The 12,208-nt window shown below is 55.3% G+C and carries 7 protein-coding genes and 5 tRNA genes; 11 read left to right on the forward strand and 1 reads right to left on the reverse strand.

What is annotated here, in order from left to right:
- Positions 1-3 precede the first annotated feature (3 nt).
- Positions 4-1,368, forward strand: coding sequence for a replicative DNA helicase (dnaB, locus tag G477_RS0105780; RefSeq protein WP_026697141.1), 1,365 nt, complete (start codon positions 4-6; stop codon positions 1,366-1,368).
- 1,025 nt (positions 1,369-2,393) lie between these two features.
- Here dnaB and G477_RS0105790 read toward each other — a convergent pair.
- On the reverse strand, positions 2,394-5,645 hold the full coding sequence (locus G477_RS0105790; RefSeq protein ID WP_026697142.1) for a hypothetical protein: 3,252 nt from the start codon (positions 5,643-5,645) through the stop codon (positions 2,394-2,396).
- A 423-nt stretch (positions 5,646-6,068) separates the two neighbouring features.
- Between G477_RS0105790 and G477_RS0105795 the strand changes: the two genes are divergently transcribed.
- From G477_RS0105795 to yycF, 10 genes are all read left to right on the forward strand, one after another.
- The gene (locus tag G477_RS0105795; protein ID WP_026697143.1) at positions 6,069-7,355 is read left to right on the forward strand and encodes an adenylosuccinate synthase; all 1,287 of its coding nucleotides are present in this window, start codon (positions 6,069-6,071) and stop codon (positions 7,353-7,355) included.
- Positions 7,356-7,756: 401 nt separating this feature from the next.
- On the forward strand, positions 7,757-8,722 hold the full coding sequence (locus G477_RS0105800; RefSeq protein ID WP_026697144.1) for a LytTR family transcriptional regulator DNA-binding domain-containing protein: 966 nt from the start codon (positions 7,757-7,759) through the stop codon (positions 8,720-8,722).
- 108 nt (positions 8,723-8,830) lie between these two features.
- Positions 8,831-9,676: an ABC transporter ATP-binding protein gene (locus G477_RS0105805; RefSeq protein WP_026697145.1), complete on the forward strand. Its 846-nt coding sequence runs from the start codon at positions 8,831-8,833 to the stop codon at positions 9,674-9,676.
- Positions 9,673-10,374: an ABC transporter permease gene (locus G477_RS0105810; protein WP_026697146.1), complete on the forward strand. Its 702-nt coding sequence runs from the start codon at positions 9,673-9,675 to the stop codon at positions 10,372-10,374. The genes G477_RS0105805 and G477_RS0105810 overlap by 4 nt, the downstream gene beginning before the upstream one ends.
- Positions 10,375-10,554: 180 nt before the next feature.
- Positions 10,555-10,629 (forward strand) — tRNA-Glu (locus G477_RS0105815).
- Between the two features lie 77 nt (positions 10,630-10,706).
- A tRNA-Met gene (locus G477_RS0105820) sits at positions 10,707-10,783 on the forward strand.
- A gap of 23 nt (positions 10,784-10,806) precedes the next feature.
- Positions 10,807-10,882, forward strand: a tRNA-Asp gene (locus G477_RS0105825).
- Between the two features lie 25 nt (positions 10,883-10,907).
- Positions 10,908-10,983: transfer RNA gene (locus tag G477_RS0105830), tRNA-Phe, on the forward strand.
- 9 nt (positions 10,984-10,992) lie between these two features.
- A tRNA-Thr gene (locus G477_RS0105835) sits at positions 10,993-11,068 on the forward strand.
- Between the two features lie 431 nt (positions 11,069-11,499).
- Positions 11,500-12,207, forward strand: coding sequence for a response regulator YycF (gene yycF / locus G477_RS0105840; RefSeq protein ID WP_026697147.1), 708 nt, complete (start codon positions 11,500-11,502; stop codon positions 12,205-12,207).
- The last annotated feature ends 1 nt before the right edge of the window (position 12,208 follow it).

Below are 12,208 nucleotides of genomic sequence, written 5' to 3' on the forward strand. Positions count from 1 at the left end.
ACGATGAGCGATATGTTCGAAGACCGGACACCGCCGCAGAATATTGAAGCAGAGCAGGCCGTGCTCGGTGCCATTTTTCTGGATGGACAGGCGCTGATCACGGCTTCGGAGCGGCTCGTGCCGGAAGACTTTTACCGGACCGCCCACATGCGTATTTTCGCTGCCATGCTGGAACTCTCCGGCAAAGGCGAACCGGTGGATCTAGTCACCTTGATTGACGAGATGCACCGCCAGCAGTGGCTTGAGGAGATCGGCGGCGTCGGCTACCTCGGCGAGCTCGCCAACGCAGTGCCGACGGCAGCCAATGTGCAGTACTACGCCCAGATTGTCGAAGAAAAATCCCTGCTGCGCCGGCTGATCCGGGTGGCGACCAGCATCGCTTCTCAAAGTTATGCTGCCGAAGAAGAGATTGACTCGATTCTCAACGAAGCGGAAAAATCGATTCTCGAAGTTGCCAGGAAGCAGCAGACCGGTGAATTCGTGGAGATCAAGGATGTGCTGGTCGAAGCGTTCGATAAAATCGAAATCATGCAGGAGACCGCGGGCGAGATTACTGGGATCCCGACCGGATTCCAGGAGCTCGACCGCATTACCGCCGGGTTTCAGCGCAGCGATCTGGTGATCGTCGCCGCCCGGCCTTCTGTCGGGAAGACGGCGTTTGCGCTGAATATCTCCCAGAACGTGGCGACGAAAACGGACGAAAACGTCGCGATTTTCAGCCTCGAGATGGGCGCCGATCAGCTCGTCATGCGGATGCTCTGTGCAGAAGGCAACATCGACGCCCAGCGTCTGCGTACGGGTGCATTGGAGGATGAAGACTGGCAGCGCCTCACGATGGCGATGGGAAGCCTGGCGAAAGCCGGTATCTACATCGACGACACGCCTGGCGTGAAGGTGAAGGAGATTCGCTCGAAGTGCCGGAAGCTCAAGCAGGAAGCCGGCCTTGGCATGATCATGATCGACTACCTGCAGCTCATTCAAGGCGATGCCCGCTCCAGCGAAGGGCGTCAGCAGGAAGTCTCCGAGATCTCCCGGGAACTGAAGGGACTCGCCCGGGAACTGGAAGTCCCGGTCATTGCGCTCTCCCAGCTCTCCCGCGGGGTCGAATCAAGGCAGGACAAACGGCCGATGATGTCGGATATCCGGGAATCGGGAAGTATCGAGCAGGACGCGGATATCGTCGCCTTCCTGTACCGCGATGACTACTACGACCAGGAGTCCGACAAAAAAGACATCATCGAAATCATCGTCGCCAAACAGCGTAACGGCCCGGTCGGCACCGTCGAGCTGGCATTCGTCAAGGAACATAACAAGTTCGTCAATCTCGAACGGCGCTACGATGAACAGGATATTCCGCCCGGCGCCTGACAAAGGCATCGGGATGGCATACGAAGAACCCCCATTGGATATCATTTCCAGTGGGGGTTCTTCTATGGCTCTAAAATATATGTTGGGGTAGAGCACGTCTGTTGATTAACCAATATCATCCAGATAATACCTGTTGTTGTTTCTATAGAAACAACAGAAAGAGCTCCTTATTTGGAATACGGAGAGACGCTCTGCTTCCGCCGGGCGCTTTCCGGAGGGGACTCGCTCCGCTGGCCTGGCTTGGCTCCGGCAGCCGGATCTTCGAATCGTCCTGATCCTCCCGGAGTCGCCGGCTGCGCGCCGCTCTTATTTAATAGGCTCTGTGATTGTTTATTGTTGATAATGACAGAAAACGCCGCTGCAACTCGGCAGGCTTGCCGTGGAGGAAATCTTCAGCTTCCTCGGTCTTACGCCCTGCGGGATCTTCCGATCTCCTTCTTCCACAGGCGTCCGCCGGTCTTCGCTGCGTCCTTCTGAAAGAAGAGAAACTTTTATGAAACGGAGCAGGCCCAGGCTATTTTTCGAGACGCCTGCGGATAAAGAAAGCGTGAAGATCCTCCCGGACGTAAGGGAGGGAGAGCGGAAGGATGTCTCCGGGGCAAGCGAAGAAAAAAGAGCCGCAGGCGTACTTTTGTTATAACAACACTAGGCTTTAACAAAGCCATTTAATAAAAGGCTGCAATGCTTTTTCTCTGAACAAAAGCACAAAGCGCCTTTTTGGTCGGAACGGCGCGCAGCGTACGATGCGAGCCGTCTCCTTGTATGAAAACTTATGCTTTCTCATAATCTGGGAAAACCGAGCCTTTCTTATGGTCAAACCTGCCGCAGTGGCAAGGTGTTCTTTCGTGACGCCTGTGGAGATCTCCCCGGCGTTCTTCGGGGGAAGTTGAAAGCTTTCTCCACGGCAGGCGAAGAAAGAAATACCGCAGCCGCTGCACCCACTACCTATTTCTCTAATAAATGGCGGATCAATAGACGTGGGGGTAGAGGTTCATTTCCGTGGTATCTGTCCGCCCGGAAAGCCATCACTCCTCCGTTTCCTCCAGCTGTTCCAAAAACGTGTCCTGCAGGAGATAGTAGGAGTCTTTCAGCCGCTCCTCGTAGGCCGGCTCGTCCCATGTTTCCCATTCGTACAGGCTCATGTCCGAGATGACGTCGTCGTCCCGCTCCGGAAGAGAGGCCTGCACCTCGTAGCTGCCGCTGTCTTCTTCGACGAGCAGCACGGCGGTTTGGATGCCGTCGATGAACGTGCCGGCATCGCCGTCTTCGTCATAGATATCCGCCATGACTTCGCGCATGCTCGGGTCACGGAACTGCAGCAGCAGCCACGGAAGCCGGACTTCGATGACGTGCTCCTCGTCGTTGTAGTAGAAGTCTGCCAGCGAGTTGTACGCGTCGTGGTCCGGATCGCCGATGCCGTGAAGCAGTTCTCCGGTTTCGTAGTACGTAAACGGTACCGTCAAGTCCCGGCTTGGAATGACGAGCTCCTGGTTGAGCGCCAGCCGGATCGGGCTGAAGTCGCCGCTGTTGTTCTCTGGCGGGGCCAGGTCTTCCGGAAAAACGTCCGTTTCGTGGCTGTAGTCGTTCTCAAAGACATCGTAATACCGGTCCACTTCCACGTAGGCTTCTTCTTCTGACTGGAGGGTCATCATGAAATCCATCCCCTCGTCAAACGACACGCCGTCGACGTCCGCGATCGTCTCATTGCCCTGATCGGGATTCGTCTGGAAGAGCACCTTTGGATGCAGTCCTTCTTCCCACACATCCTCTTCTAGGTCGAGGCGGAGGTAGAGGTAGCGTTCATCATGGTCCATCTGCACCTGCTGCAGCGGACCGTCATCTGCCGTATAGAGCGTCTCCGCCTCGTCCCAGCTGCCGTCGTCCGGGTCTTCATTGATGCGGACTTTGTTACGGTCAAAACTCAACAGGCCGAACTGTTCTTCGTTCGTCTGATCATTCGACCAGAACGGGCGGCGGTCCGGATTGTCGTAATCCATCGTGTTCCACGTCCGCTTGAACCACTCATCCTGCCACGTGAAGACGAGGCCGCCGAGCATCCCTTCATGGAGGATGTCGAGATAGAGATCGGATACAATCTCTCCCTGCGCTTCTTCGGAGTGGAACCCTTGATTCCAGCCGAACGGATTGACGTGCGTCAGCCCCCGCGAGGACGGTACGCCGAATTCGGCAATGAGTACGGGCATGTCATGTGCTTCGTGCAGATCATGCAGGTAGCCGGCATAGTTGTTCGGCTCGCCGTTACGGTCCGGGAAGTTCAAGTACCGCTCCTCATAATTAAGGAAGTCCGGGTAGTACGGATAGACGTGATACGACGCGAACTGTCCGGCGTTGTCCATGTCCCCCTGCAGATGAATGACGTTCGGATCCACCCCGACGAGGTCCTCTTCTTCATCCGGTTCTGCCGGGTGTTCCAGCAGATCGGTCGTCACCCAGTTCGTGAAGCTGACCGGACGGTAGGCGTCATAGGTCTCCGCTTCATAGGAGACGAGCACATCCATCTGTTCGGCAAGCCAGTGTTCAAACGGTTCGGCGCCTTCTGTGTAGACGTATTCACCTTCATAGTCTCCCAGTCCGCTGTACGTCTCGTTCGTTTCCAGCACCATGAAGGGATACCACTCGATGCCGATGATCCAGCCGATGACATAATCAGAGATGTCGGCGTTGTACACACCGTCTGCGTGCCCCGGTTCCGGATCAATCTCGGCATTGCCGTGGATGACGTCGACAATCGTCTTCATTTCTTCCTGAAACGGCTCTGTGTGCGCGTCATCGAAGGCATCGAGCGTTTCTTCGAGGGATTCCTCTTCAATCCAGGATCCGTGCATCAAATAGAGCGGGTCGTCCCGGCCTTCGTTGTGTTCCTCGAGCGCCTGGTAAAACGCCGGTGGGTGGATCGTGTAGATCCGGAGCGTGTTGGCCCCCATCTCGCTGATGTCGTCAAACCAGCGGGCATATTCGTCTCTGCTGATGGCAGCTTCGCCGGGAAACGCTCCCGGTCTGCCCATGCCCATGTTGACTCCCTGGATCGTGATGTCCTGCCATTCCCCGTCCTGATACACTTCGTAGCGGTCTTCATGAATCCTGGATGGATACGCCGGCGCATCCGGATCCTCTGGTTCTGAGGTCGTCGCTTCTTCTGCGCTCTCCTCTGCACGGCTTTCCACATCTTCGAGGATGGCGTCCATCATCGGGACGTACGTGGACCAGAAGAACGTATTCGCGCTCGGATTCAGGGCATGGATGAACCGGTGGAGATGCTCCACGCCGGCATAGCGGTACGACCGCGGAACATCGGCAATATCAACATAGTCCCCTGCAAAATAAAACCGGTCGGAAGCGCCGCGTTCATGATGAATCACGGCATCGAAGCGTACAGGCAGGTCCTGCTCGTCCAGCAGCTGACGGCCTTCTTCCGTCAAATTCCAGTCGTATGCCGCGAGCACGTCATCTTCCTCATCTGCCGTGACAATATCGAACCAGTACTCGTACGAGGGGCTGCTTTCCATACCAAAATAGGCTTCGCCTGCTTCGGTAAACGTCAGCTGAATGCCTTCGCTGTCCAGGTGTTCTTCCTCGTTTAAGACGATCAGCTCCCCCGACCGATCATCAATAAGCAGAAAGCCGGGTCCGGATTCTTCCCAGTCCGGATACGCATCCAGCACCCACTGGGGGATCTCGTCGTTTTGTTCCGGATCGAGCTCGTCGAAGTAGCGCCCGAGCCATCCGGTCCACTCGATGCCGAGCGCGTCGGTGACCTGTTCTTCGACCGCGGGCTCCGTCGGGGAGGCGAAGCTGTTAAACTCAGCCAGAAACGCCGAGGGGGTTCCGTCTGTGAGGCGGGCTTCGATGCGGTTCCAATCCGCCTGGCTCAGACCGCCGTAAAGCAGCTCTGACCTCGCGCCTTCCCGGCCTTCGTGATCCGACCAGGCGACGTCGTCCTCATAGACCCCGTATGTATCCGCCATGTAAATCAAGTCCGTTCCGCTGTAATCGTCCGGCAGTTCGGTAACCGTGTAGGATGCGTCGGCTTCGTCCGGATGGAACCCGTAATAATCCTGATCTGCTTCCAGGCGTTCCTCCGTCGTCTTCCAGTGGTTCAACAGCCAGGTCAGGCCGTGATGCTCCCGGTACGTTTCGTCCGGAACTGTTTTATTGATGATGACGGTGTCCACGTCTCCGCTCTCCTGTACCTGCCAGACAAAGAACGGAATGCAAAGGACAAGGATGGCCGCTGCGGCCGTAAGTAACCATTTCATGATGACTGCCTCCTAAGAAAGTCCCTGTACAGGCTGGCGTCGCAGACGAGCCGCAGGGGAGAAATAGCGGACAAAACGTGACGTGGCAAAGCTGCCCCCGTTTCATCCAGCAGATCGACGATTGCAGTTGGAACTGCACATCCTCTACACTGCAGAGAAAAAACCCTGAAAAAAAGCAATGGAATATGCATTTTATCCTATAGATATTATACAATAACGGCTGGAAAAAATCGCTTAAAAGAGAAGAGGAAGTCAGCTGGGCATGCAGCCGGGGAGATGATCCAAAGAAACAGTCAAAAAGCGAACGAATGTAAGATTTTCAAAACATAACGTTCGGTAATTGTGTTGACGCTCTTCAGGAGAACTGGTAAACTAGCGTTGGTTCGCAAAAAGAACGAATTTACCGTTGGAGGTGCTCCACCTATGCCGTCAGTTGTAGTTGTAGGAACACAGTGGGGAGACGAAGGAAAAGGCAAAATCACCGATTATTTATCTGAACGGGCGGAGATGATCGCCCGCTATCAAGGCGGCAACAATGCCGGCCATACGATTGTATTTAATGACACGAAATATAAACTGCACTTGATTCCGTCCGGTATTTTTTACTCGGACAAAACGTGCGTCATCGGCAATGGCATGGTCATTGATCCGAAGGCCCTCGTAGAGGAGCTGGAGTACCTGCATGAGCGCAATGTCGATACGAGCAACCTGCGCATCAGCAACCGGGCGCATGTGATTCTGCCGTATCATCTGCGTCTGGATGCTGCGGAAGAAGACAGCAAGGGCGATAACAAAATCGGCACGACGCGCAAAGGCATCGGTCCGGCCTACATGGACAAAGCGGCCCGTACCGGTATCCGCATCGCTGATCTGCTGGACCGGGACGAGTTTGCCGAAAAGCTTGCCGTGAACCTGCGGGAGAAAAACCGCGTGCTGGAGCGGATCTATGAGACGGAAGGGTTCAAAATCGAGGACATCCTTGACGAATACTACGAATATGGCCAGCAGATCCAGAAGTATGTAGCCGACACGTCCGTCATCCTCAACGACGGCCTCGATGAAGGGCGGCGCGTCCTGTTTGAAGGTGCTCAGGGAGTCATGCTCGACATCGACCAGGGAACGTACCCATTCGTCACCTCCTCCAACCCGATTGCCGGAGGCGTCACGATCGGATCCGGTGTCGGTCCGTCCAAAATCGACCATGTCGTCGGCGTGTCAAAAGCCTACACGACGCGTGTCGGCGACGGACCGTTCCCGACCGAGCTGCACGATGAGATCGGTGATAAAATCCGGGACGTCGGAAATGAGTACGGCACGACAACGGGACGTCCGCGCCGGGTCGGCTGGTTCGACAGCGTCGTCGTCCGCCACGCCCGCCGCGTGAGCGGGATTACCGACCTCTCGCTCAATTCCATTGATGTGCTGAGCGGCATCCCGAAGCTCAAGATCTGCGTGGCGTACAAATACCGCGGAGAGATCATGGAAGAGTTCCCGGCCAGTTTGAAGGTACTCGCGGAATGTGAACCGATTTATGAAGAGCTCGACGGCTGGGATGAAGATATTACCGGCGTCCGCTCGCTCCACGAGCTGCCGAAGAATGCGCTCTACTACATTGAACGTATTTCCCAGCTGACCGGCATTCCACTATCGGTCTTTTCCGTCGGACCAGACCGAAAACAGACGAACCTTGTGCGCGGCGTGTTCGGCTGATCGCCAGCACGTACCGCCCCTCTACGCCAGCAGAGACGCGCAGCGACGATGACGTTGCAGCAGCGCCTCTGCTGGCGTTTTTTTGCTTTGTAGGAAAATGTCATCGCAGGAAGACAGCGGCTTCATGCGCTGCGCGGAAGGAAGACCGCTTTCTTCCCTCGAGAAGCTTCTGGTACACGCGGTTCCGACCAAAACGCGCTTTGTGCTTTTGGTCATTGGAGAGGAATGTAGACGTTCCGAAATAGCGCTTGGCACGGGAGGACGATGCAGCCCGGACTTTCTGCGTGAAAAAACACGTCCTCCGGCTGTATGATTTGCCTCCCATTTTTTGTATCATAGAAGACAGCCATTTCCCGGAAGATTATTTCCCGGGAAATAATCAGGAAAGCGGGGAGAGAAGGATGACCCAACTACGTATGAGATCGGACGCTTCCCAGGACCTGCCGGATCTGCACATTCCGCTTCAGGCCGGGACGATGACGGCCGTCCACGCTTCCACCGAAAAGCAGCAGGAAATGATCCGGCTGCTGATGACCCGGGCGGTCCTGTTCCGAGAAGACGACCCGTTAAAACCGGAAGAACTCGGTCTCCTTCTATTAGAAGAAGGCCATTATCCACGGCTGCGCGTCCACGATCATCTGACGTTCTACCAGCAGATCTACGGCGGCAGCCTGCCGATACAGACGGCTGTCGACCTGCTTCAACTGCGGGAGTACAAGAAAGAGCGCATGGACCGCCTGTCCTATTCCGTCCAGCGCCGGGTGAACGCAGCGCGTCTGCTGTTTCAGGAAGCATCCGTGTACGTCGTCGAGGAAATCGAGCAGAATATCGACATCGATTCGAAAAAAATCCTCCGTCAGCTGCTGCGCCGTCTGACAGATCAGGGCAGCGCGGTGCTGCTCCTGACAGGGAACATGGAATCGGCGGTGTCTGCAGCGGACGTGGTCTACCGGCTCACCCCGGACGGCATGAAGCAGGCCAACGTGGAAGTCGAAGGAGAAGAGGACGATCCTCCCGGGGCAGGGAACGTCCGCTTTTCCAAAATACCGGCGAAACTGGAGGAGAAAATCGTGCTGTTCGACCCGCCGGAGATCGATTATATCGAAAGCCGGGACGGGCGGACGTGTCTGCATCTGGAGGGGGACATGTATCCGTGCGCCTATACGTTAAAGGAGCTGGAAGAAAAGCTGGCGACGTTCGGCTTCTTCCGCTGCCACCGTTCCTATCTTGTGAATCTGCAGAAAGTCCGGGAAGTCATGACGTGGACGAAGAACAGCTACAGCCTTCAGCTGGCGAACGAACAGAAATCGGAAGTTCCCTTGTCGAAGCAGAAAATGGAGGAGCTCAAGCAGATTTTCGACCTGTAAGGGACGCCGTTCGACCTCTTTTCCCCTCCGTTCACCCGGATTCGAATGCAGAGCCGTGCATTCCCCCTTAAGCTGAGAGTATCCAACCAGCAGAAAGGGGAATATGCCATGATTGATGTGACGCATGTGTACAAATACTTCCGGGAGGAGACGGCCCTGCAGGATCTCGACGTGCACGTCGGGAAAGGGGAGATTTATGGTTTCCTCGGACCGAGCGGCTCGGGAAAGACGACGACGATCCACCTTCTGACGGGGCAGATGAAGCCGGATATCGGCTCCGTCACCGTCATGGGAAAAACGGGAGACCAGTTGAAACAGCCGGACTTTCTCCAGCGGATCGGGGTGATGACCGAAGCAACCGGGCTGTATCAGCGCCTGAGTGTGATGGATAACTTGAAGCTTGCAGCAGATCTGTACGGCGTGAAGGCACCGGAAAAACGCATCAACGAACTGCTTGCTTTAACCGGACTGACCGAGGCTTCCCGCAAACGTGCGGATAAACTCTCCAAAGGGATGATGCAGCGGGTGCTGCTGATCCGCGCGCTGCTGCACGAGCCGGAGCTCTTGTTTCTCGATGAGCCGACCGCAGCACTCGATCCGGCCAGCACGAAAAAAATTCATGAAGCTCTCCTCGAGCAGAAAGAAAACGGCGTGACGATCTTTCTGACGACACATGATATGGAAGAAGCGGAAGCTTTATGCGACCGGGTCGCCTTTCTGCATCACGGCAGCATTCAAAAAAGCGGGGTGCCGAAAGAGCTGCGCCGGGAGCACGCCGACGGATCGATCAGCGTGGAGCTGCAGGACGGCCGCCGGTACCGGCTGATTCAGGATGAAAAGCACGCAGACCGGCTGGCCGGCTGGATGAAAACCGGCAGCATCGCGGCCATCCAGACGAATGTGCCGACGCTTGGAGACATCTTTATTGAAGTGACGGGGAGGGAGCTTGTATGAGCATATCCTGGAAACGAACGTATGCCGTAGCGCTGAAAGACATGAAGGAAGTCACGCGGAACCTATTTATCCTGTCTACCCTGATCACGCCGTTTCTGTTTGCCTTGATTTTCGGTCGTGAAGCGGACGTGCCGCTCGTCATTCACTTCATGATCATCAATATCACGTTTGCCACCGTCACCTGTTTTGTGCAGATGGCCCTGCTTGCCGAAGAGAAAGAACGAAAGACGCTCCGCTCCCTCATGCTGAGTCCGGCTTCCGGCACGGAGATCATGCTCGGAAAGAGCGCAGTCGCTTCTGCCATCACGCTGCTCACGCTTGTCATCTGCCTGCAGCTTACCGGCTATATGCCGGATGCTCCGGTGATCTATGCCGGCTTGGTGCTGTCGCTCTTGTTTTATCTACTCCTCGGTATGATTCTCGCGCTGTTTACGAAATCACTGATTGAAGCGTCGGTCCTCGTGATGCCGGTCATTTTTCTTCTCGGTATGGGCAATTTGTTTTTTGAACTGGTCGAGGACTATTCGTTTGCCTTTCTGCTCGAGTACCTGCCGAATTTCCAGCTGGAATACCTGGCAGCTGCAGCAGGAAACGGGGAAAGCGGGCTGCTGCACCTCGGCGGAGTCGCGGCCTGGACCGTCGCGGCTGCCGGCTGTGCGCTGATTCTCTACCGGAAACGAACGTATCTCGATCAGTAGGCACAGCCTGACTATTCTGTCTATTCCTCAACCTATTGCGCAGGATTCCGGGGCTTGGTACAATCATTTTTGTCTACAGCACCGGGGTCCTCCGCAGTCCCTTTTATATAAAGAATTTGTAAAAAACGATTGCGGAATGATGCCGAAAGTGCTATTATAATAGATGTCGCAAGGCGCTGTGGCCCGTTGGTCAAGTGGTTAAGACACCGCCCTTTCACGGCGGTAACACGGGTTCGAATCCCGTACGGGTCACCATTACAATTCCTTGTTGACTTTTGATAGTAGAGAAGATACAATTAAGAAGTTGCGGTAAAACGCACCTTACACATTGCCGCGGGGTGGAGCAGTCTGGTAGCTCGTTGGGCTCATAACCCAAAGGTCGATGGTTCAAATCCATCCCCCGCAACCAATTACATACGTTTTTGTTAGAGTGGTCCCGTGGTGTAGCGGTTAACATGCCTGCCTGTCACGCAGGAGATCGCGGGTTCGATTCCCGTCGGGACCGCCATTTTTTTATGCCTTCATTTAGATGCGGCTCGGTAGCTCAGTCGGTAGAGCAACGGACTGAAAATCCGTGTGTCGGCGGTTCGATTCCGTCCCGAGCCACCATTTCTGGATGCTGGCCTAGCTCAATTGGTAGAGCAACTGACTTGTAATCAGTAGGTTGGGGGTTCAAGTCCTCTGGCCAGCACCATCAGCACCCGTTTCCCCTATCCGCCCGCGCAGGCAGGATAGTTTTTTTGTTTATAAGCACGTATACGTGTTCATAGAAGGAGGCGGCGGCGCTGTCCGCTGTGCGGGAAGAACGAAGAACCCGATCTCCCTTCGATCTCCTGCGGCCTATGCCGGCAGGAATAAAGCTGTTTCGATGATCCCTGCCCGCTTTTCATGCCGCTGCCGCTGAAAACGGGCTTTTTTGCAATATAAGAATGTATAAGTTCTCATTAAGGGTGACGGCGCCGCACGCTGCGCGGGAAGAAAGAAAAATCCTTTCTTCCCGCAGCAAGCCTGCGGATCCGCAGAAGGCGCGGTGCGCCTCTGCCCTGTCATCAAGGCGAAATATCGTCGAACGGGGTTCTGTGATAGAATGAGAAGGAAAGTCAACGAGCACACAGGAGGTACACGATGGAAAATAAAAAGATCCTTGTTGTGGATGACGAAAAACCGATTGCCGATATATTGAAATTTGGACTAGAAAAAGAAGGATTTGAGGTCGTCGTTGCCTATGATGGCAACGAAGCGGTCGATCTTGCCTACGAGCACGTGCCGCACCTGATTCTTTTAGATATTATGCTTCCGTACCGCGACGGCATGGAAGTCTGCCGCGAAGTACGAAAAAAATACGACATGCCGATCATCATGCTGACAGCAAAAGATTCCGAGATTGATAAAGTGCTCGGCCTTGAGCTCGGGGCGGATGATTACGTCACGAAACCGTTCAGCACGCGGGAGCTGGTGGCGCGGGTGAAAGCGAACCTCCGCCGGAATCAGAAGTCGGAAGACACCGGCGGCAGCTCGAAAAACATTGAAGTCGGGATGCTGGAGATTCAGCCGGATGCCTACCTCGTCACGAAACGCGGCGAGCCGATGGAACTGACGCACCGGGAATTTGAACTGATTCACTATCTTGCCCGCCATATTGGTCAGGTCATGACCCGTGAACACCTGCTGCAGGCGGTTTGGGGCTACGATTACTTCGGTGACGTCCGGACGGTTGATGTCACGGTCCGGCGGCTGCGGGAAAAAGTCGAAGATAACCCGAGTAATCCGTCTTATATCGTCACCCGGCGCGGCGTCGGATACTACTTAAGGCAGGCAGAGCAGGAGAGTTAAC

Origin of the sequence: Alkalicoccus chagannorensis DSM 18086 (genome assembly GCF_000429725.1) — a bacterium.
GTDB classification, from domain to species: Bacteria; Bacillota; Bacilli; order Bacillales; family Salisediminibacteriaceae; genus Alkalicoccus; species Alkalicoccus chagannorensis.

What these genes read in the sequence shown, in the direction of transcription:
- dnaB (WP_026697141.1), top strand. Translation starts at nt 4, where the DNA reads ATGAGCGATATGTTCGAAGACCGGACACCGCCGCAGAATATTGAAGCA.
- G477_RS0105790 (WP_026697142.1), bottom strand. Translation starts at nt 5,645, where the DNA reads ATGAAATGGTTACTTACGGCCGCAGCGGCCATCCTTGTCCTTTGCATT.
- G477_RS0105795 (WP_026697143.1), top strand. Translation starts at nt 6,069, where the DNA reads ATGCCGTCAGTTGTAGTTGTAGGAACACAGTGGGGAGACGAAGGAAAA.
- G477_RS0105800 (WP_026697144.1), top strand. Translation starts at nt 7,757, where the DNA reads ATGACCCAACTACGTATGAGATCGGACGCTTCCCAGGACCTGCCGGAT.
- G477_RS0105805 (WP_026697145.1), top strand. Translation starts at nt 8,831, where the DNA reads ATGATTGATGTGACGCATGTGTACAAATACTTCCGGGAGGAGACGGCC.
- G477_RS0105810 (WP_026697146.1), top strand. Translation starts at nt 9,673, where the DNA reads ATGAGCATATCCTGGAAACGAACGTATGCCGTAGCGCTGAAAGACATG.
- yycF (WP_026697147.1), top strand. Translation starts at nt 11,500, where the DNA reads ATGGAAAATAAAAAGATCCTTGTTGTGGATGACGAAAAACCGATTGCC.